The organism is Saccharopolyspora sp. NPDC050389, assembly GCF_040655595.1.
Taxonomy (GTDB): domain Bacteria; phylum Actinomycetota; class Actinomycetes; order Mycobacteriales; family Pseudonocardiaceae; genus Saccharopolyspora.
This window is the reverse complement of record NZ_JBFAKG010000142.1, coordinates 1-19046: the sequence shown is the minus strand read 5'-3', so window position 1 is coordinate 19046 and position 19046 is coordinate 1. Positions and strand designations below refer to the sequence as shown.

General features: G+C 66.1%; 17 protein-coding genes. 9 read left to right on the top strand and 8 right to left on the bottom strand.

Annotated features, from left to right (window positions below; genetic code table 11):
• Window positions 1-337: 337 nt before the first annotated feature.
• Window positions 338-1108, top strand: coding sequence for a lytic polysaccharide monooxygenase (locus AB0I53_RS46260; RefSeq protein WP_358616675.1), 771 nt, complete (start codon window positions 338-340; stop codon window positions 1106-1108).
• Between the two features lie 69 nt (window positions 1109-1177).
• Here the strand turns inward: AB0I53_RS46260 and AB0I53_RS46255 are convergent, their stop codons facing one another.
• Window positions 1178-2746 carry a cation acetate symporter gene (locus tag AB0I53_RS46255; RefSeq protein ID WP_358616672.1) on the bottom strand — a complete coding sequence of 523 codons (1569 nt, stop codon included), beginning with the start codon at window positions 2744-2746 and terminating at the stop codon, window positions 1178-1180.
• Window positions 2743-3162: a DUF485 domain-containing protein gene (locus AB0I53_RS46250; protein WP_358616670.1), complete on the bottom strand. Its 420-nt coding sequence runs from the start codon at window positions 3160-3162 to the stop codon at window positions 2743-2745. The genes AB0I53_RS46255 and AB0I53_RS46250 overlap by 4 nt, the downstream gene beginning before the upstream one ends.
• An 835-nt stretch (window positions 3163-3997) precedes the next feature.
• Between AB0I53_RS46250 and AB0I53_RS46245 the strand changes: the two genes are divergently transcribed.
• The 4 genes from AB0I53_RS46245 (at window position 3998) to AB0I53_RS46230 (ending at window position 8740) form a co-directional block, all read left to right on the top strand.
• On the top strand, window positions 3998-6973 hold the full coding sequence (locus tag AB0I53_RS46245; RefSeq protein WP_358616667.1) for a nitrate- and nitrite sensing domain-containing protein: 2976 nt from the start codon (window positions 3998-4000) through the stop codon (window positions 6971-6973).
• A gap of 42 nt (window positions 6974-7015) precedes the next feature.
• Window positions 7016-7456, top strand: coding sequence for a roadblock/LC7 domain-containing protein (locus tag AB0I53_RS46240; RefSeq protein WP_358616664.1), 441 nt, complete (start codon window positions 7016-7018; stop codon window positions 7454-7456).
• 7 nt (window positions 7457-7463) lie between these two features.
• Window positions 7464-8060, top strand: a complete 597-nt coding sequence (locus AB0I53_RS46235) for a DUF742 domain-containing protein (RefSeq protein WP_358616662.1) — start codon at window positions 7464-7466, stop codon at window positions 8058-8060.
• A gap of 77 nt (window positions 8061-8137) precedes the next feature.
• Window positions 8138-8740: an ATP/GTP-binding protein gene (locus tag AB0I53_RS46230; RefSeq protein ID WP_358616659.1), complete on the top strand. Its 603-nt coding sequence runs from the start codon at window positions 8138-8140 to the stop codon at window positions 8738-8740.
• A gap of 59 nt (window positions 8741-8799) precedes the next feature.
• On the opposite strand, the gene AB0I53_RS46225 is transcribed toward AB0I53_RS46230, so the two are convergent.
• On the bottom strand, window positions 8800-9918 hold the full coding sequence (locus AB0I53_RS46225; protein WP_358616656.1) for a trypsin-like peptidase domain-containing protein: 1119 nt from the start codon (window positions 9916-9918) through the stop codon (window positions 8800-8802).
• A 415-nt stretch (window positions 9919-10333) separates the two neighbouring features.
• On the opposite strand from AB0I53_RS46225, the gene AB0I53_RS46220 reads away from it, so the two are divergent.
• The 4 genes from AB0I53_RS46220 to AB0I53_RS46205 all read left to right on the top strand — a co-directional run bounded on the left by AB0I53_RS46220 (window position 10334) and on the right by AB0I53_RS46205 (window position 14599).
• Complete coding sequence (locus AB0I53_RS46220) at window positions 10334-10996, top strand: hypothetical protein (protein ID WP_358616653.1); 663 nt, start codon at window positions 10334-10336, stop codon at window positions 10994-10996.
• A gap of 140 nt (window positions 10997-11136) precedes the next feature.
• The gene (locus tag AB0I53_RS46215) at window positions 11137-12732 is read left to right on the top strand and encodes an amidohydrolase (RefSeq protein WP_358616650.1); all 1596 of its coding nucleotides are present in this window, start codon (window positions 11137-11139) and stop codon (window positions 12730-12732) included.
• A gap of 164 nt (window positions 12733-12896) precedes the next feature.
• A complete protein-coding gene (locus AB0I53_RS46210; protein ID WP_358616648.1) occupies window positions 12897-13124 on the top strand; it encodes a DUF3311 domain-containing protein in 228 nt (75 codons plus the stop codon).
• The gene (locus tag AB0I53_RS46205; RefSeq protein ID WP_358616645.1) at window positions 13121-14599 is read left to right on the top strand and encodes a sodium:solute symporter family protein; all 1479 of its coding nucleotides are present in this window, start codon (window positions 13121-13123) and stop codon (window positions 14597-14599) included. Before AB0I53_RS46210 ends, AB0I53_RS46205 begins: the two co-directional genes overlap by 4 nt.
• A 65-nt stretch (window positions 14600-14664) precedes the next feature.
• Here the strand turns inward: AB0I53_RS46205 and AB0I53_RS46200 are convergent, their stop codons facing one another.
• The 5 genes from AB0I53_RS46200 to AB0I53_RS46180 all read right to left on the bottom strand — a co-directional run bounded on the left by AB0I53_RS46200 (window position 14665) and on the right by AB0I53_RS46180 (window position 18952).
• The gene (locus tag AB0I53_RS46200; protein WP_358616642.1) at window positions 14665-15609 is read right to left on the bottom strand and encodes a patatin-like phospholipase family protein; all 945 of its coding nucleotides are present in this window, start codon (window positions 15607-15609) and stop codon (window positions 14665-14667) included.
• A 62-nt stretch (window positions 15610-15671) separates the two neighbouring features.
• Complete coding sequence (arfB, locus tag AB0I53_RS46195) at window positions 15672-16106, bottom strand: alternative ribosome rescue aminoacyl-tRNA hydrolase ArfB (protein ID WP_358616678.1); 435 nt, start codon at window positions 16104-16106, stop codon at window positions 15672-15674.
• Window positions 16107-16273: 167 nt separating this feature from the next.
• Window positions 16274-17632: a serine hydrolase domain-containing protein gene (locus AB0I53_RS46190; RefSeq protein ID WP_358616640.1), complete on the bottom strand. Its 1359-nt coding sequence runs from the start codon at window positions 17630-17632 to the stop codon at window positions 16274-16276.
• 114 nt (window positions 17633-17746) lie between these two features.
• Entirely contained in the window at window positions 17747-18703 is a 957-nt protein-coding gene (locus tag AB0I53_RS46185) for a type II CAAX endopeptidase family protein (protein ID WP_358616637.1), read from the bottom strand.
• A gap of 111 nt (window positions 18704-18814) precedes the next feature.
• Complete coding sequence (locus AB0I53_RS46180; protein WP_358616635.1) at window positions 18815-18952, bottom strand: hypothetical protein; 138 nt, start codon at window positions 18950-18952, stop codon at window positions 18815-18817.
• Between the last annotated feature and the right edge of the window lie 94 nt (window positions 18953-19046).

The following is a 19046-nucleotide window of genomic DNA, read 5'->3' as shown; positions in this document are numbered from 1 at the left end:
GCCCGATCCCGACGAACCGGCACACCCTGCTTGATCACCGACACAGTCAGTCATGATCACACACGACCGTCACCCTAGATCACGAACGTCAGTAAGCCTCGTTTATCGCCCGCGTCAGACACCTTTACGCATTCATTTCAGATACCATCAGACTGCATCTCACCTGCAAAAACAGTTCAAGAATTCGAAGTTTTCGCTGAACACGAATAGAATTTTCACTGTGGACGTCGCTTCGCTTGCCGAGTCAGCATCTGTTCACCCCGAAACGATGCACCGGTGATCGATGCGCGCCGCTCGCGGCCGACGTCGGCACCGGCGGACAGCGAGGAGACTCGACGTGAACCTGCGCAGCAAGCCCGCCGCAGCCGCTGTTCTCGGCGGCTTGTCCGTCATTGGCACCCTGCTGGCCCCGCAGGCCGCCTTCGCCCATGGTGACATGCAGGCACCGGCCGGGCGCGCCTACACCTGCTTCCTCGAGGGCGCCGAGAGCCCGGACTCCGAGGGCTGCAAGGGAGTCGTGGCCGAGAACGGCTCCGCCCCGATCTACGACTGGATGAGCAACCGGATCGGCGACGCCAACGGCAGGCACCAAGAACTGATCCCGGACGGGAAGCTCTGCAGCGCCAACAATCCGATGTACTCCGGTTTCGACGCCCCGGCCACGGCGTGGCCGACCACTCAACTGCAGACCGGCGACGTCAACCTCGAGTTCAAGGCCACCGCCAAGCACCAGGGCGGATTCCAGGTCTTCATCACCAAGGATGGCTGGGATTCGTCGAAGCCACTGGCGTGGGGCGACCTCGTGAAGGTCGCGGACGTCGACAGCCCGCCGGAAACCGCGGAAGGCTACTCGATCGCCGCGAAGATCCCCGAGGGCAAAACAGGTCAGCACGTGCTCTACACGATCTGGCAGCGCACTGACAGCCCCGAAGCCTTGTACTCCTGCTCCGACGTGGTCTTCGGCCAACAGGGAACCGCCCAAACCGGTGCGCTTGAGGCGCAGCGACCCGCAGCCACGACTTCGGCCACACACCAACACGGCACCCATGAGACCGGGCAATCCGCTGCGCCGTCTTTCTGGGATCGCGTGATGGGCTGGTTCGCCTGAGCTGCTCCCCCTGCGCGAGCATGGGAACCTTCCTGTCAAAAGGTGACAGGAAGGTTCCCATGCTCCAGGTCAGGACGAGCCGATGCCAGTGAGGGCGCGGACTTCCATCTCCGCGGTTCGCTTCTCGCTCACTTGGCCGCCTCCGAGCAGCGTGCCGATGTAGCCGCACAGGAACGAGATCGGGATCGACACGATCCCGGGGTTGCTCAGCGGGAACCACGCGAAGTCCGCACTCGGCAGGATCGAGTCCGGCGACCCCGAGACCACCGGCGAGAAGATGACCAGCACCAGGCACGAGCCCAGCCCGCCATAGATCCCCCACAACGTGCCGCGGGTGTTGAAACGCCGCCAGAACAGCGAGAACAGCAGCGTCGACAGGTTCGCCGAAGCCGCGAACGCGAACGCGAGCGCCACCAGGAACGCGATGTTCTGCCCGTTGACGAGGATGCCGCCGAGGATCGACGCGGCGCCGATCACGAGCGCCGTCAGGCGGGCGACCCGAACCTCCGAGTCAGGATCCGCCTTGCCGCGCTTGACGATGTTGGCGTAGACGTCGTGGGCGAAGGACGCGGACGCGGTCAGCGTCAGCCCGGCGACAACGGCGAGGATGGTCGCGAAAGCGACCGCTGCGACGACGCCCAGCAACATCGTGCCTCCGACGCGGTAGGCCAGCAGCGGCGCGGCGGAGTTCTCGCCGCCGGGAGCTGCGAGGATCGCCTCGGTGCCGTTGACCGCCCCTGCCCCGTACCCGATCACGAGCGTGCACAGGTAGAACAACGCCATCGTGCAAGTCGCCCAGACCACGGAACGCCGGGCCTGCAGCGCGTTGGGCACGGTGTAGAACCGCATCAGCACGTGCGGCAGCCCGGCGACGCCCAGCACCAAGGCCAGCGACAGCGACACGAAGTCCAGCTTGGTCACCTCGCTCTGGCCGTACTTCGCGCCGGGCGAGAAGATCTGGTCCCCCAACGGATTCTGCTCCGCCGCGTGCTGCAGCAGCGAGGTCAGGCTGAAGCCGAACTTGCCCATCAGGAACAGGGTCATCATGGCCGCGCACAGCATGAGCATGCCCGCCTTGATGATCTGCACCCAGGTGGTTCCCTTCATGCCGCCGACCAGCACGTAGACGATCATCACCAGGCCCACGCCACCGATCACCAGCGCCTGACCGCCCGAGCTGTGCACATCGAGCAGCAGCGCCACCAGGCTGCCCGCGCCGGCCATCTGGGCGATCATGTAGACGAAGGAAATCACCAATGTGGACACTGCGGCGGCCGCGCGGACCGGGCGTTGCCGCATCCGGAAGCTCAGCACGTCGCCCATCGTGAAACGGCCGGTGTTGCGCAGGAGCTCGGCGACCAGCAGCAGGTTGATCAGCCAGCCCACGAGGAAGCCGATCGAGTAGAGGAAGCCGTCGTAGCCGTGCACCGCGATCGCCCCGGCGATCCCGAGGAACGACGCCGCCGACAGGAAGTCACCGGACAACGCGATGCCGTTCTGCGAACCGGTGAACCGGCCACCGGCAGCGAAGTAGTCGGTGGCCGTGCCGGAGCTGCTCACGCGGTAGACCATGTACAGGGTGATCAGCACGAACACCCCGAAGATGCTCATGTTGAGCACCGGGTTGGCGTCGATCATCGAGGGTCCTCCCCGGTCGCGTCCCGGTACAGCGCCACGGCTCGCGGGTCGATCTGGCGAGCCGCGTACTTGAGGTAGAGGGCGGTGATCAGGATCGTGGTCGCGAACTGACCGATACCCATGACCAGGCCGACGTTGACCTCGCCGACGAGGCGAATGCTCATGAACTCCGGCAGGTAGGCGGCGATGACGACGTATCCGAGGTACCAGAGGAGGAACACCGCGGTCATCGGGAAGACGAAGCGGCGCAGCCGGGCGCGCAGGTCGAGGAATTCGGGACTTCGCGCGATGGCGGTGTAGTCCGGTGCCGGCCGGTGGGCCCGGGCTGCCGGCTTGTCGATCTGGCCGAAGGTGGCCATCGGTGCGGGCCCGCCTCCGGGCGTTCGCGGCGGTGGGGGCTGGGTTGCGTTGGGCATGCGTCCTTCCAAGCAGTCGAACTGCATCGACGTGGTTCGGTCGATGCTTCGGAGTTCCCCAGTACTCCGTGGCCGACGCCCTGGTTCGCTTCGATCCGGCGTTATCGAGAGTTCGCGAATCCAGGGCGTCGGCGAACCGCGCTGCCTGCGCTGCCAACCGATTCGGAAGTCTAGCCAGCGAACAGCGCCGCACCGACCCGCGCAGCGACACAGCACACACATTGATGAATTCGCCGATCACGGTATGTGGTCGATTCGATGTGTCGATCCCGCGTCCGAAGATCGCCGAAACCACCCGCCGCAAGCCGAAAAGCCCTGAATCACAGCGAGTTTCAGCAGGTCAACAAGACACTCGATGCGCAGGCCGGGCAAGCCGTAGATACCTCGGCGAGGCTCCCCGGCGAAAAAGTCATTCGTAGCTCCAACATCTACCTATCGGGCGACAAAAGCGCATGTCGAGATCGCCAAGACGAACACGATCAGTGTTTGCGATTCTCAAGATCCGGCACCAGCTCGGGGAAAATGATCTCCACTCGCGCCGAATTCGCAGGTCAGCCAACTGAATTCGAGAACCGAAGGAGATCATTTCGTTGCGGTAGGGTTCTCAAAACCGACACCCGGCGACGACAAATCCGGTGCGGCCGCGATCACCCCCGACATCGCAGGCTCCGGACGCCGGTATCGACGACAGCACCGGCCACCGGCGAAACCCGGCCGCACGCAGCGCCGCCAGCCCTGCAAGAACCTGCCGCGCACACCACAGACGGGCCCAGGCTGCCCACCACATGAACGCGCCGTCGGTGAATATCTCGACCGCGCGGGAAAGGACTGCGTCGTGAGCAGCGGACTCGAAAACCCGGCCGCGAACGCGACCCGGGCGTCCAGGTGGTCGCGCACCACGCCGAAGGTCGCCGAGCGGATCACCAAGTGGCGCAACTGGAAACTACCCACCAAAATCGCCGCCGTCGTGCTCGTTCCGGTGATCTTCGCAATGGTGCTCGGCGTGCTGCAGATCCGCAGCCAGATCAACCAGGCCGACGAATACGCCAAGCTGGATCGACTGGTCGCAGCCGGTAGCACGGTGCGCACGGCCACCGACCGCCTGCAGCAGGAACGCAGCAAGGCCGCCGAATTCCTGGTTCGCGGGCCGGTTTCCGCGCCGGAAGTGCAGGAGCGGTTCACCGCCACGGACCGGGCCCTGGACGACATGCGCCAGCTGCTGCGGACCGCCCCGCACAGCGAAGCGGTCCAGTTCGCGCGGCAGGAAACCGACCGGCGCCTCACCGGGCTCGCGCCGATCCGCCAGCAGGTGCTGGGCGGTCACGCGGATCCCGGGGTGACGATCAACACCTACACCGAGCTCGTCGGCGTGCTGATGGCGCTCGACCGCACGCTGATCAGCCAGATCTCGTCGTCACAACTCGTGTCCACGGCCACCACCGCGCACGAACTGGGGCAGATCAGCGAAGAAATGCAGCTCCAGCAGGCCCTGGTGCTCACCGGGCTGACCCGCGGCGGTTTCACCACCGACAACCTGGCCCGGCTCGCGGCCAGCGAGTCCCGTCGCACCTCCGCGGTCAAGGAGTTCCGCGCGGCCGCCACGCCGCAGCAGCGGATGCGCTACGACCAGCTGTACGCGAAGCCCGAGGTCCCGGCGCGGGAAACCTCGGTGCAGCTGGCGATGGCCGAACGCGACAACGCGAAGTCGCGGCTATCCACGGCGCTGGTGTCGGCCTCGGCCTGGAAAGACCAGTCCCGGACGGCTCATGACGAACTCAACGCGCTTCAAAAGCACCTGGACCGGCAGCTGCACGACACCGCGTTCACCCTGCAGGACACCGCGAGCAACATGGCGGGGCTGGAGTCGGTGATCCTGCTGTCGGCTCTGCTGATCGCGGGCGCGATCGTCGTCGTGGTCGCCCGGCACCTGCTCGGGTCGCTGGACATCCTGCGGCGCAGCGCGCTGGACACCGCGAACCACCAGCTGCCGCAGGCGGTCGCCGACATCCGCGCCGGTCACTCCACCCGCCCTCACGTCGAGCAGGTGCCGGTGGAGAGCTACGACGAGATCGGCGATGTGGCGCGGGCCTTCGACGACGTGCACACCCAGGCCGTCAACCTCGCTACCGAGCAGGCCGAACTCCGCCGCAACTACAGCGACTCGTTCATCAACGTGTCGCGGCGCAGCCAGGGCCTGCTGGAGCGACAGCTGCGGCTGTTCGAGCAGCTGGAACGCGACGAGGAAGACCCCGACCAGTTGGCGACGCTGTTCCAGCTGGACCACCTCGCCACCCGGATGCGCCGCAACAACGAGAACCTCATGGTGCTCTCCGGGACGGATCCAGCCCGGCGGTTCACGCAGCCGACCTCGCCCGCCGACCTGATCCGGGCCGCGGTGTCGGAGATCGAGCACTACCCGCGGGTGATCGTGCAGCCGCTGCCGGACGTCAAGATCGTCGGATACGCGGCCAGCGACCTGGTGCGGCTGCTGGCCGAACTCCTCGACAACGCGGCGAACTTCTCCGCGCCGGAAACCCAGGTCGTCGTCTCCGGGCAGCGGCGCGGCGACGGATCGCTGGGCATCGACATCGTCGACCGCGGCATCGGCATGTCCCAGGACGAGATCGCCGCCGTGAACCAGCGACTGGCCGGCAACGAGGAGATCAAGCTGTCGACGTCCCGGCGCATGGGCCTGTTCGTGGTCGGCCGGCTCGCCGCCCGCCACGGCATCCGGGTCGAACTGCGCCCCGGCCCGGAGGCGGCCGGACTGCACGTCGCGGTCGGCCTCGGCCCGGAACTGCTGGTGGACGTCGCACCCCTGGCACCGGCCCAGCGGACCAACGGCATCGTGCCCAACGACCGCACCGCCGACACACTGGTCGAGGAGTTCGACTGGGAGGCGGCTGAACAGGACGCGGCCTGCCAGCGCCAGCTGGTGCGCAACGGCTTCCACCTGTTCCGCTCTCCGACCAACGGCGCGCCGCAGGTGCCGCCCGCCGACGCGTTCAACACCGAAGAGTTCGCCCGGGAGCCCGCGCAGGCCCCCGAACACCGCAACGGCGCGACAGCCCCGACGCCGATCTTCGACGGTCTCGCGTCCGCTTGGTTCCAGGTGGCACCGCACGCCGCCACCCGCCCCGCCATCCAATGGCCCAATCCCCCGGCGGATGGTGACAGCAAGGGAACCTTCCTGTCACCGGCGACAGGAAAGTTCCCTTCCTCTCAGCCTGCCCGGAACAACGGCCACGGTGGCCAGAACGCGTGGACCTTCGCGAATGACCAGGCTCGGCAGCGAGCAGAGGAAGTCGCGACGGCAGAACCCGCCGACTTCACCTCGGCGGGTCTTCCGCTTCGAGTTCCGCAGGCGAACCTCGTGGCGGGCAGCGCCGACACGGATCCGGGTGGGCGCGCGCGCCCACCCCGCGACCCGCACGCCGCCCGCGGCCGGCTGGCGAGCTTCCAGGCTGGTGTTCGGCGTGGCCGCCACCGCCAGCAGCTGACCACGCAAAACGGCACCGCGCCGATGGGGACGGCACCGCAACCGGACTCGTACCCGCACACCAACAACGGCACCAACGGCACCAACGGCGCCCCGGAATCCGAGCCGCTGCTCGACCAGGAAGCCGCCGACTACACGACTGCCGGGCTGCCCCGGCGAACCCCGAGAGCCCAACTGGTCCCGGGAACGGCCACCGAGCCGGACGTCAAGCCGCGCCGGGACGCGGACGTGATGCGCGGGCGGCTGGCCAGCTTCCAACGCGGTGTCCGCGAAGGCAAGCACAGCCTCCGCGACTCGCACTCGGCCGACTAGCGCCCGTGACAACCCGAATCAGTGCAGAGGACAGGAGGGCCGATGAACGCCCACAATTCCCAACCGAGCCAGTTCGGCTGGCTGGTCACGGACTTCACCGAACGAGTTCCGGGCGTCGCGCACGCCGTGGTCGTCTCAGCCGACGGGCTGCTGCTGACCGCATCCGCGAAACTGCCAACCGACCGGGCCGACCAACTCGCAGCGGTCGCATCGGGGCTGCTCAGCCTCACCCAGGGCGCGGCGCGCTGCTTCGAAGCCGGGACCGTGAACGAGACCGTGGTTGAAATGGAACGCGGCCTCATGCTGCAGATGGCGATCAGCGACGGCTCGTGTCTGACGGTCCTGGCCGCACCGCACTGCGACATGGGACTGATCGCCTACGAGATGGCCTTGTTGGTGGAACGAGTCGGCCAGATCCTGACCCCGGAACTGCGCTCCCAGCTGCAGGGAACGAATCGTGTGATGACCGGCCAGTCGGTGTGAGGACGGCATGAGCACAGGTCCGGACGCGTCCGGGCGGCACCGCTGGGACGACCGAGGGTCTCCCGAAGCTGACGCCATGGCCGAGGTATTCAACCGGTTCACCCTCGACAGTGGCCGTCGCGGGCGACGCCGCAAGCGTGCGCGCGACGAACCAGAGCCGCAGGGCTCTCCACCGCCTGCGGCGGATCCGCCCTGGCCGTCGTCCGAACCGGCTGAAGCGTCGGCCCTGCCGACGCCTGAGGAAGCGAGTCCCCAGGAGGCCGAACCCTCGGCGACCTACATCCGGCCGTATGCCTGGACCGGCGGTCGCACCCGATCGAATCACCGCCTGGAACTGGAAACCCTGGTGTCCACGAGCGAGTTGTGCCACCCGGCTCGGCTACAGCGGCTCGAACACCATTCCATCGCCGAACTGTGCCGTCACCCGCGTTCGGTAGCCGAGATCGCCGCGCTGCTCGACGTTCCGCTCGGCGTGGCGAAGGTCCTGCTCGGCGACATGGCCGACCTCGGTCTCATAACCGTGCACCAGACGGTGAACGAAAACGGCAGCACGTCGCACATGTTGTTGATGGAGAGGGTTCTGAGTGGGCTTCGCCGGCTCTGAACCTCGCAGCGCGGGTCTCGTGGAGCAGCGCGCAAACCGCAGACACCAGCTTGACTCGATAACTGAGGTGGGTAGACATGACCCCTGAAACGCGATCCCGAACCGTGCACACCGGGCGGCCCACGACCGCGACCTCGGCGAAGATCGTCGTCGCAGGTGGCTTCGGAGTCGGGAAAACGACATTCGTGGGTTCGGTGTCGGAGATCGTGCCGCTGACCACCGAAGCCGTGATGACCGAGGCCAGCAAGGGCATCGACGACCTGCACTCCACTCCGAACAAGAACACCACGACGGTCGCCATGGACTTCGGCCGGTTGTCGCTGGATTCCGATCTGATCCTCTACCTGTTCGGCACGCCCGGCCAGCAGCGCTTCTGGTTCATGTGGGACGACCTGGTCCGGGGCGCGATCGGCGCCGTGGTGCTCGTCGACACCCGGCGCCTCGCGGACTGCTTCTCGGCCATCGACTTCTTCGAAGACCGGCAACTGCCCTACATCGTGGGGCTCAACTGCTTCGACGGAACCTTGCTCCACCGGGTCGAGGCGGTGCGCGAGGCCATCGCGATTCCGGCCGACGTCCCGATCGTGACCTGCGACGCGCGAAACCGCGAATCCACCAAGCAAGCGCTGATCAGGTTGGTCGAGTACGCCATGCAGTGGTGGATTCGCCGCACCGCTTAGTCGGTTGCAGCAAGGGAACCTTCCTGTCATCTCCGGCAGGAAAGTCCCCTTCCACGCGCCTACCTGTCGCCCGGTAGCCCGCCGTTCGGCGAGTTGTAGGGGTTCTGCTGCTGGAACAACGCATCGTCGGCTGTTTCGGCGGCCTTGTCCTTTTCGCTGCCCAAGGTCACCTCAACCTGCCGCTGGTTGCCGCCGGCGGAGTCCGCCACCGTGAGGTTGATCTTCGCGCCGGGCGCGTTGGAGCTGATCTGGGCTACCAGGTCCGAGAAGCTGCTGACAGCCCGGTTGCCGACCTTGACGATCGTCTCCCCCGCCTTGAGTCCTGCCTGGTCCGCGGCAGAACCGGGGACGACGGAGCTGATGGTGGCCGCGCCCGACTGGCCGCTGGTGCCGGTGACACCGAGTTGGGGCTTCGTCGCCACTCCACTGCTGATGAGCTCGTTCGCGACGCGGCTGGCCGTGTCGATGGGGATCGCGAATCCCAATCCGATGTTCCCCGAAGCCTTGCTGTTGGACACGATGCTGGTGTTGATGCCGATCACCTGACCGTCCAGGTTCACCAGCGGGCCACCCGAGTTGCCGGAGTTGATCGACGCATCGGTCTGAATGCCGTTGTAGATGACGGGCTGGCCGTTTTCGCCCTGCACATCGACTGTTCGGTTCAGCGCGCTGACGATGCCTGAGGTCACCGTTCCCTCGAGCCCCAGCGGGGAGCCGATGGCGACGACGGACTGCCCGACCGCCAGCGTTGAAGACTTGCCGAGCTCCGCCGGTGTGAGCCCGTTGACGCCGTTGAGTTTGATCACCGCCAGGTCGTAAGAGGGCGAGGTGCCCACGATGCTCGCGGTCCGCGTTGTCCCGTCGGGCAGGGTGACCGTGATCTCGCCGCCTGAGCCGATCACGTGGTTGTTGGTCAACACATATCCGTCCGGGCTCAGCACCACGCCGGTCCCTTCCGAACCGCTTCGGCTACCGCGAACAGTGATGTCCACTGTGCTCGATGACGCCTTGCCCGCCGCGAACTGCACGGTGCCGGTCTGGGCGTTGATCTGGGTGCCGGTGACAGGATCGTGCTGCGTAATCGCGGAGTTGGTGCCTGGACCGTCGGCAATGAGCATTCCGCCGCCGACCCCGACACCACCTCCGATCACTCCGGCGACCAGCGCGGCCGCAACCACGCCTTTCCAACGCCGTGGTTCCCCGACTACGGGGTTGGCCGGATAGGTGCTTGCGGCGCCGGGCAACGGCCCGGGCGCAGGGCCGAAAGATGCAGTGGGAGCGGTTTCCGGCCCCGGCGTGTGCTGCGTGCCATCTCCGTACTCCGGCGATCCGCCGGAACCAGCTGCTGTCATGCCGTCAACAGTGCCGCGCAAAGCTGAGAACTACCTTGGCGCCAGCTGTTGACTTCGTCGGAAACCATCCCGGCGCCCCAGTCCAGAAATGGGAAGCATGGGAACCTTCCTTTCATCGGGTGACAGGAAAGTTCCCATGCTCAGGGCGTCGAACCGCGCGGGGGAATGGGCGAGCCCGACACAGCACCGAAGGTGGACGAAATCGAAAGCCCTGGCCTCGGTGTGCTGGATAGTGCTCGGCATGCGCACAACGATCACCACGAACTCAGTCATGCCGTCCACCGGTCGGCGGGTTTTTCGCGTTGTCGAACTGGAGAAGCTCGGAATCTCGCAGTCGACGTCGTATCGACGGGCCCGCCCAGGCGGCCCATGGACGCGGCTCGCCCCCGGTGTTCTGCTCGTCGTACCTGGGCCGCCGACGATCAAAGATCGCATCAACGCGGCATTGCTGCGTGCCGGGCCCGGCGCGATGATCACCGGTCTCCAGGCTGCCCGCCTTCTCGGGCTGGAATCTCCTCCGGAGGAGGCGGATATCCACGTCCTGATCCCGCACAGCCGAAAGATCCAGAGCTATCCCGGAACGAACTTCGAGCGCACCACCCGGCTGCCAGAACCCGTTTACGTCGACGGCATTCCGGTCGCACCACCGGTGCGGGCGGTCATGGACGGCGCCCGCACCTGGCAGACCTGGGCCGTGACGGAGGACCTATTGATCGAGGCGATGCAGCGCAAGAACAGCTGTCGGATCGAAGAGCTGATCGTCGAGATGGAGCTCGGCAGCAGGCGAGGAACAGCGGTGCCACGTGCGATTCTTCGCGCATTCAGGGGCACGACCGCGCCGTTCCGCGGGCTTTCGTCACGTGGTGCGCCACCAGCGGGTCATCACGAACGGGAAGCGGCCTGAAGATCCACGGCATTGAGCCTGGGGCTGGTGCTCGACGGGTTTCCGAGGCAGCATGCCAGGCATCGACCGCTGTCGTGGGAGGTGCTGTGGCAAGCGCTGGACGACCACCGGTTCTGGTCACTGCCCGCCGGATCGTCACCATGGCCGACGAGCCGTATGTGAACGCGGCTCGGCCAGCTCTGGCGATCCAGGGCGAGTGGGTTGTCGACGTCGGTGACCTCGGTGACCTGCGCCGCCGCATGCCCGGAGCCGACCTCGTCGACTTCGGGGATGCAACGATCGTTCCCGGCTTCAACGACGCCCACCAGCATCCGACCATGACGGCCGCGAACCAGCGGGGCGTCGATGTGTCCGCGGCCAGGTCTCGCGCTGATCTTCTTGAGAAGCTAAGGGCCCGCGCCCACGACACACCTCCTGGACAGTGGCTGCTCGGCACGCGCTACGACCACGGAAGGTCGACCGGCGGCAAGCCCCTGACTCGCTCGGATCTCGACGAGATCACCGATGCTCACCCGGTGCTTTTGATCAACATCGGTGCGCACTGGGGCGTGCTGAACTCGGCAGGTCTCGCTGCGGCAGGGCTGTCCGATGACAGCGCTCCACCACCTGGTGGCGAGCTCACCAGGGACGCTGCGGGCCACCTCACAGGTGTGGTGCATGAACAGGCGCTGTTCGATCTGGCATACCCGTCGCTCTCGCGAGGGCGTCCGGTACTGCCCGTTCAGGACCTTGAATCCGCGTTGGCGCAGTTGAACAGCGCGCTTCGGGCGCTGAACGCCGCGGGAATCACGAGCGTCGGCGACGCGATGGTAGGCCCGACAGAGCTGTCATTGCTGCAGGAGGCGCATCAACGCGGCGAGCTCACCACGAGGGTCAACGCGCTACTCACCTACCGGCATGTCGACACGTTCCACGCTGCCGGGCTGCGCACTGGTTTCGGCGACAACTGGCTTCGACTCGGAGGCGTTAAGACGTTCGCGGACGGCGCTGTCGCCGGTGGCACTTGCCTGGTCGAGGAGCCTTTCGAAGGCACCGATGATCACGGCATCCAAACGCTGGATACCGACGAACTCAACAACCTGGCGTTTCGCGTGCACGCAGCAGGTTCACGGCTTGCGATCCACGCCAACGGCGACCGGGCGATCAAGCTCGTTCTCAACGCCCTCGAACGGGCGCGAGCGGCACACCCGATGATCAGAACCTCGCACCGGATCGAACACTGCAGCGTGGTGGATGCGGAGATCCTGGCTCGGATGAAAGCCTTGGACGCCATCGCTGTTCCGTTCGGCAGCTATGTGGCGTTCCACGGCGACAAGCTCCTCGACTACTACGGCGCAGACCGGCTGGAGCGGATGTTTGCGCACCGCAGCATGTTGGATGCGGGTATTGCTGTGGCCGGCTCGAGCGATTTCCCTTGTGGCCCCTTCGAGCCCCTGCTCGGGCTTGCCAGCTGCGTCACCCGGCTCTCCATGGCCGGGCGAACTGCGGGGCGAGCCCTTGGGCCGTCGCAGCGGATCAGCGCACGGGAAGCCCTCGCGATCTACACCAGCGGTTCGGCTCACGCGGCTGGAGAGGCCGCATTCAAAGGGCGACTCACGGTTGGGAACCTGGCGGACTTCGTCGTGCTGTCCGACGATCCGGTCGCAGTGGACCCGAAGTACCTAGCAGATATCCACATCCACGAAACCTGGGTCGGTGGCCGGGCGGTGTGGCGCGACGGGGAGGATCAGCCATGACTCTCGACGGAACGGCCTGGGCTACAAAGCTGCCGCCAACGCCGAACGCTGCGTCGTAGCCGGGCGCAGCGCCATGTCCTGATTGGAGAGAGCATGGGAACCTTCCTGTCACCCACGCGTCGAAGGTTCCCTCGTTGAGTCGGATTCAACGGCCGGAGGGATACGTGCTCAAGAAACGAAAGTCGCTGTGGTGGCTGTTGAGTCCTGTCGTGCTCTATTTGCTGGCGCTCCCGCTGTACAACAGGATCGAACCCGTTGTTCTGGGGCTGCCGTTCTTCATGTTCTGGACGTTGTTGGCGACGTTGCTGACACCGGCGTGCGTCTGGCTTGCCGCCCGCAAGGATCCGCTGTGGCGAACCGACCGGCAGCGTGGACCAGGTGATGGCGAATGAGCACCAATGCCGCGGTATCGGTGGGCATCTTCGCCTTGTTCATGCTCGCCGCGGTCGCCCTGGGCTTGCTTTCGCTGCGTGGCCGCGATCGCACGAACCTCGCCGAGTGGTCGGTTGGTGGCCGAAGCCTCGGGGTCGTGTTGATCTTCGTGCTCATGGCGGGCGAAACCTACACGAGCTTCAGCTACCTCGGCGCCGCCGGCTGGTCCTACGACTACGGGATGCCGGTGTTCTATCTGCTGGCATATCTCGCGATCGGCTTCGCCGTCGGATACGTCGTCGGGCCGATCCTGTGGAATTACGCCCACCGCAACAAGCTGCACAACATCACCGACATCACCGCTTACCGCTTCAACTCGCCATGGTTCGGGGCTGCGGTAGCGATCCTCACCACGATGTTCCTGCTGCCGTACATCCAGCTCCAGATCACAGGAATGGGTGTCGTCGTTTCCACGATCAGCTACGGCACGATCAGCCTGGGAACCGGATACGTCATCGCATTCGTGGTGACCGAGGCGTTCATCATCTTCTCCGGCCTGCGCGGTAGTGCCTGGGTGTCCATCCTCAAGGACAGCCTGGTGATCATCACATTGCTGGTCGTTTTCATCTACGTGCCGGTGCACTACTTCGGTGGCCTCGGCCCCATGCTTGATCGGCTCGTTTCGGAACGCCCCGAATGGCTCGTGCTGCCCGGCCACGGCAAGGAGTCCTTGGGCATGCTGTGGTTCGCCACAACGGGCCTGCTCAACGGTGTCGTCTACACGATCTTTCCGACCACTGTGGCCGGTTACCTTGGCGCCAAGAATCCAGGCGTCCTGCGTCGCAACGCGATCATCATGCCCTTCTACCAGGTGTTGCTGTTCGTTCCGATCCTTCTGGGTTTGGCCGCAGTATTCGTCGTTCCGGGGCTTGACGATTCCAATCTGGCGATGTTCAAGCTCGTCGTCGATTCGATGCCAGCTTGGCTCGTCGGTCTCGTCGGGGTCGCCGGCGCATTGTCGTCGATCGTTCCGATGGCGGTCTTCATGCTCGTGATCGGCACGATGTGGGGACGGTCCGTCCTGGGTGTGCATCCCCGAACAGCGCCACACCAGAAGCAGCTGTCCCAACTGGTCACGTTCGTCGTCGGGTTGGTGGCGCTGCTGTTCACGTTCATTTCACCAAGCACCCTGGTGCAGTTGTCGGTCCTCTCGTATCAAGGGCTGGCGCAACTCCTGCCGGTGGTGCTCATCAGCTTGCTTTGGAGACGCATGTCGACCGCGGGGGCCGCATCCGGTCTTGCTGCCGGGGTGGCCGTCGTCGCCTTGCTCGTCATCACTGGCAACGATCCGTGGCTCGGGATCAACGCTGGTCTGCTCGGACTCGCGGCCAACGTCCTGGTCAACGTCGCGGTGACTCTCGCCCGCCCCGCAACCACACCGCCGGAACGGCTCGCCGTGGACGAGCTGTCCGAGGCAACGGCAACTCGGGCCTGACCATCGAGAGCATGGGAACTTTCCTGCCACCGTGACAGGAAAGTTCCCATGCTCTCAGTACGTGATCAGGTGGCGCTGGGGGCGGATTCGGAGATCCCGAACCGGCCGCTGGCGATCGGGTTTCCACCGATGTCGACGGGTCCGGACGGCACCGGTTTTGCCGTCGGGTACCACTTCTTGGCGATCTCCCATGAGGCGTTGATCAGGTCCTCGGCGTGCGCGAAGGAATACGGCGAAAGACCCACCACTGATGGGGCGGGCACGACGTAGAGTTCACAGCGCGTCGCGTTCAACTGCAGGTCGAGCCGTGCCGCGGACACCATCGCCGCACCGAGCGCCGCACCGTTCACTCCGCCGACCGACCGCGGTGGTGTCTTCGGCGGCGGCCAGGTCGCGATCGAACCGATCCCGCGCCTGCGCTGGCTGAACTCGAATGGCTCGGTGCCTCCGCATGGGAGCACGAAAACGCGCTCCGCCCCGCGCTCGACGGCGCGGCTGATGGGCATGAAGGCCGCTGGGCCGCCGTCCACCAGCCAGCGGTCCCCGACCTTCACCGGTGGGAACATGCCGGGAATCGAGCACGAAGCCACCAACGGAGGAAGCGCAGGGCCGCTCTCGAAGTACACCGGATCACCGGTGTCCAGATCCGTTGCGGTCACGGTCACCGGGATCTGCGCGTCTTCCAACCGACGGAACGGCAGGTTGTTGAACAGCCAGCGCGCCAACCCGTGATTTCCCATGACGTGGTTCGACAGCCCGATCTTCCCTGCGAGTATCCGGCTGGGCTGGATCGGGAAAACATCTGTGCGCCGCATCGACGTCCACAGCTCGCGGAGCTTCGCCGCCCCGTGTGGTGTTGGGTCGCCGGCGAGCCATGCGGCGTTCAGCGAGCCGGCAGAGGTCCCGACGAGTAGGTCGGGTTCGATGCCGGCCTCGAACAATGCCGTAACCAGGCCAGCCTGAATCGCCCCGAAAGTGGAGCCACCCGGCAAGACCCAAGCCGTGCGCATCAACAATGTCCCTTCTGCGTTCGTCCTCTTCCGAGGCTAGCCGCGAACACCCGCGGCACACGTCAGGCGTCGCCGGGATCACCTCGACGGCGCTGCCGTTTCACCTCCGCACGCCGCTTCTTACCAGCGAGACGGCGTTGCTGCGAGCCCTTGGTCGGCTTGGTGCGCCGGCGCTTGGGAGCAGGCGGAGCAATGGCCTCGGCGAGCAGTCTGGCCAACCGTTCCCGAGCAGCCTGACGGTTGGCGAGCTGCGCGCGATGTTCGGAGGCCGCGATCGTGAGCACGCCGTCGACGAGGCGGTGGGCGAGGCATTCCATCGCACGTTCCCGCAGAAATTCGGGGATCGACGTCGAGCGCGCGAGGTCGAAGGACAGTTCGACCCGCGAGTCCGTTGTGTTGACGCCTTGCCCACCAGGACCAGAAGACCGCGAGAAGCGCTCGGAGAGCTCGAGCGCAGGGATCGTCCAGCGGCTGGTGACGGGCAAGTCAGCGGGCATACCAATCAGCATGCCTCACAGCGTTTTGACCAGTCCTGCGGCTGCACCCCACCGGCCCGATCCGCCCCGGCTCCCGGTCGGGCTAGCGGATCGAAGGTTGAAGCATGGGAACCTTCCTGTCACTGCTCTGACAGGAAGGTTCCCATGCTTTCAAGCCCAGCCGCGGGTTACCGGGCTGGGCGCCAGCCGGCCACACCGCCGGGCACCGGGGCGTCGGGGGCGTACGGCGTGCGGGTGAAGATGAAGGTGTTCAGGTCGAGGTGGGTGGGCACACCGTCGTCGTTCCTCCCCACGCGCAGGGTCTCGCCCGAGTAGTAGCCGTCCAACCCGGTCCAGGTGCCATCCGGGTTGGCGCGGAATCGGGATGCTCGCCCGCGTCCCTGCCACGGCGAGAGGTCGAGCAGCCCGTCGCGGAGTACCCGCAACACGTAAGGCGTCGGACCCCAGTACCACTGGCCGGTGAGCTCCAGGAGTTGCAGGTTCGCGTCGCCGCGGGGTTCCCACGGGGCCGGGATTCGAGGTTCGTGCTTCGCGAGCAGGTCCAGCAGGTCTGTCGCGAACAGCCCGGTGACGCCCGCTGTGGTGTTGGCCATGAAGATCGCGCTGGTGTTCTCGGCGGGGTCTGCCCAGACGGACGCCAGGAATCCGGGCATCGAGCCGGAATGACCGGCGAGCCGACGTCCGCCGTGCCGCAGCAGTTGCAGCCCGAGCCCGTAGCCGCCCCGCCATTCGGCACCGTCGTCGACCGAGGCCGGCGATCGCATCTCGGCGACCGTGCCCGGGTGCAGCACCTCGCCGCTGTCGCCGGTCACGAAGCGCGCCCACCGGGCCATGTCGTCGAAGGTCGACCACAGCTGGCCCGCAGGGGCCATTGCTCCCGCGTCCTCGGCGGGCTCGGGAAGCACCACGTCCGCCCACGGGTGCACAGCGAATCCTTCGGCGTGCGGCGCGACCGGGCTGAGCGTGGTGCGCTTCATCTCGAGTGGTTCGAGGATTTCGCGCTGCAGCACCTCGCCCCAGGGAGCTCCGCGCAGCCGGGACACCAGTTCTCCCAGCACACCGAAACCGACATTGGAGTAGTGGAAGCCGTGACGAGGCGTCGGGCGCAGCGCGGTTTCGTCGATGCTGGCCACCAGTTCCTCGGCGCTGCCGCCTGGGGTTCGCTCCCACCACTGCCCGGCGGGTTCCGCGGTCAAGCCACTTGATTGCGAAAGGATTTCACCGATGCTTCGCTTGCCGATCGAGGTGCCCGGAATGTAGTCGTCGAGCTTGTCGGCGAGGTCGAGGCGGCCTTCGTCGCGCAAACGCATCACGAGCACCGCAACGAAGGTTTTCGTGATTGAACCGACCCGGTACTGGGTGTCCGTTGTGGAGGGCTGGCCGCCGACCTGCCCACGGCTGTCCACCCAGATCGTCTCACCATCGCGGATCAGCCCTGCGATCAACGAGGGAACACGGCTTTCACTCTGCTCCACGGCCAGACGGCGCAGCAAGGCGCGCTGGGTGGAGGGCAGCAGACTCGTCATGCCCCCATGCTTCCACCTCCGCGAACAGCGGTGTTGAAGCATTCGGCGTCCCTCAACCGGCCGGCGGCTCCACCGCAAGTGACAGGAAGGTTCCCATGCTCTCACCGAAATCCGTCAGCGGCGGGTGCGGCGGTTGACTCCTCTGGAGATCCCGGTCGTCTCCACCTGGAACCGCACCGGGAGCTGCCCGAGCATGACGAGCACCAGGATGAGCAGAGCGAGCACGATCCACCCGCTCCATCCCAGGAGCCCCGTCGACGCGTTGTCGACCGGGTGCCCGGCCATGCTGAAGACCGTGCCCAAACCGGCCGCCGCGTTGAGGAATCCGTGCGCGATGATCGCCGGCCAGACGCTGCGCGATGCAAGCCTGAGCCAGCCCAGCAACGTTCCCACCAGGGTGCAGAAGCACACCATCATGATGAACGCCACCACGATCGGCAGCGTCGGGTAGTTGTAGCCGAGGATCAGAACCGGTGCATGCCAGAGGCCCCACAGCACGCCAGTCGTCAGGAACGCGCCGGGCTGGCCAAGGGGCAGCAGCGCCTGGGTGAGGTAGCCCCGCCAGCCCAGTTCTTCACCGAGCGCGGGGATGACCTGCAGCCAGCCCAGCCCGAAGACCGCAACGATCTGCGTGAGCGCGAGCATCCCGGGCGACGTCTCGGGCTCCGCGCCCACCACGGTGGCACCGAACTGCTCGGCCAGCCCGGAGAAACCCGTCCAGTCGGCCTGGTACACCCCGAGTAGGTAGCCCACCATCAGAGCGAGGGTCGCCACCAGCGGCGGCCCCAGCCAGGCGATCAGCGCGTAGGGCCACCACTTCTTGATACCGCCGGGGTTGGTGATTCCCAGCCCTCGAAGCGCCTTCGGCCGCGGGCTGATCCACTTGGTGACCACCAATGCCGCAACCGCTGGCATGAACATCATGAGGAAGAGGACGAGTGGCGCCCAACTCCACGACAGTCCTTCACCGGTCAACCAGAGCGGCAGGGTCAGCAGCCACGCCGGCAAATAGGCGATTGCGACGAAACTAACAACGCCGCGGACGTCCACTCGGTCCTGGTCAGTGCTCACTTCGCCAGTTTGCCAAACCTCGCTGAGAGCCGGGCCCTGCAGGCAAGGGGGCTCCTCCGGCGAAACGGCAGAGCCCCCGGATGACGGATCACACGCGACAGCTCATCGAGCTCACTCCTTTCGGACGATCGCCCGCAGGATGCGGATCGCGCTCACGACCGAACCGGGTCCCAGCGCGATGCCCAAAATCAGGTACGCCGACCAGTCTCGATCGCCCCACACACCCCAGACGAAAAGCGCGATCGACACTGCTAAGAGCGTGTCTCGTTTGGATCTTGGTGGGGTTTGCGGGCATGATCTTGGTTCGTGGTTGATGAGTTGTCGCGACGGTTGGTGCCCGATG

Coding starts and splice junctions, on each gene's coding strand:
- AB0I53_RS46220 (WP_358616653.1), top strand. CDS start 10,334: ATGCGCACAACGATCACCACGAACTCAGTCATGCCGTCCACCGGTCGG.
- arfB (WP_358616678.1), bottom strand. CDS start 16,106: ATGCCCGCTGACTTGCCCGTCACCAGCCGCTGGACGATCCCTGCGCTC.
- AB0I53_RS46200 (WP_358616642.1), bottom strand. CDS start 15,609: ATGCGCACGGCTTGGGTCTTGCCGGGTGGCTCCACTTTCGGGGCGATT.
- AB0I53_RS46190 (WP_358616640.1), bottom strand. CDS start 17,632: ATGACGAGTCTGCTGCCCTCCACCCAGCGCGCCTTGCTGCGCCGTCTG.
- AB0I53_RS46235 (WP_358616662.1), top strand. CDS start 7,464: ATGAGCACAGGTCCGGACGCGTCCGGGCGGCACCGCTGGGACGACCGA.
- AB0I53_RS46230 (WP_358616659.1), top strand. CDS start 8,138: ATGACCCCTGAAACGCGATCCCGAACCGTGCACACCGGGCGGCCCACG.
- AB0I53_RS46250 (WP_358616670.1), bottom strand. CDS start 3,162: ATGCCCAACGCAACCCAGCCCCCACCGCCGCGAACGCCCGGAGGCGGG.
- AB0I53_RS46255 (WP_358616672.1), bottom strand. CDS start 2,746: ATGATCGACGCCAACCCGGTGCTCAACATGAGCATCTTCGGGGTGTTC.
- AB0I53_RS46240 (WP_358616664.1), top strand. CDS start 7,016: ATGAACGCCCACAATTCCCAACCGAGCCAGTTCGGCTGGCTGGTCACG.
- AB0I53_RS46215 (WP_358616650.1), top strand. CDS start 11,137: ATGGCCGACGAGCCGTATGTGAACGCGGCTCGGCCAGCTCTGGCGATC.
- AB0I53_RS46205 (WP_358616645.1), top strand. CDS start 13,121: ATGAGCACCAATGCCGCGGTATCGGTGGGCATCTTCGCCTTGTTCATG.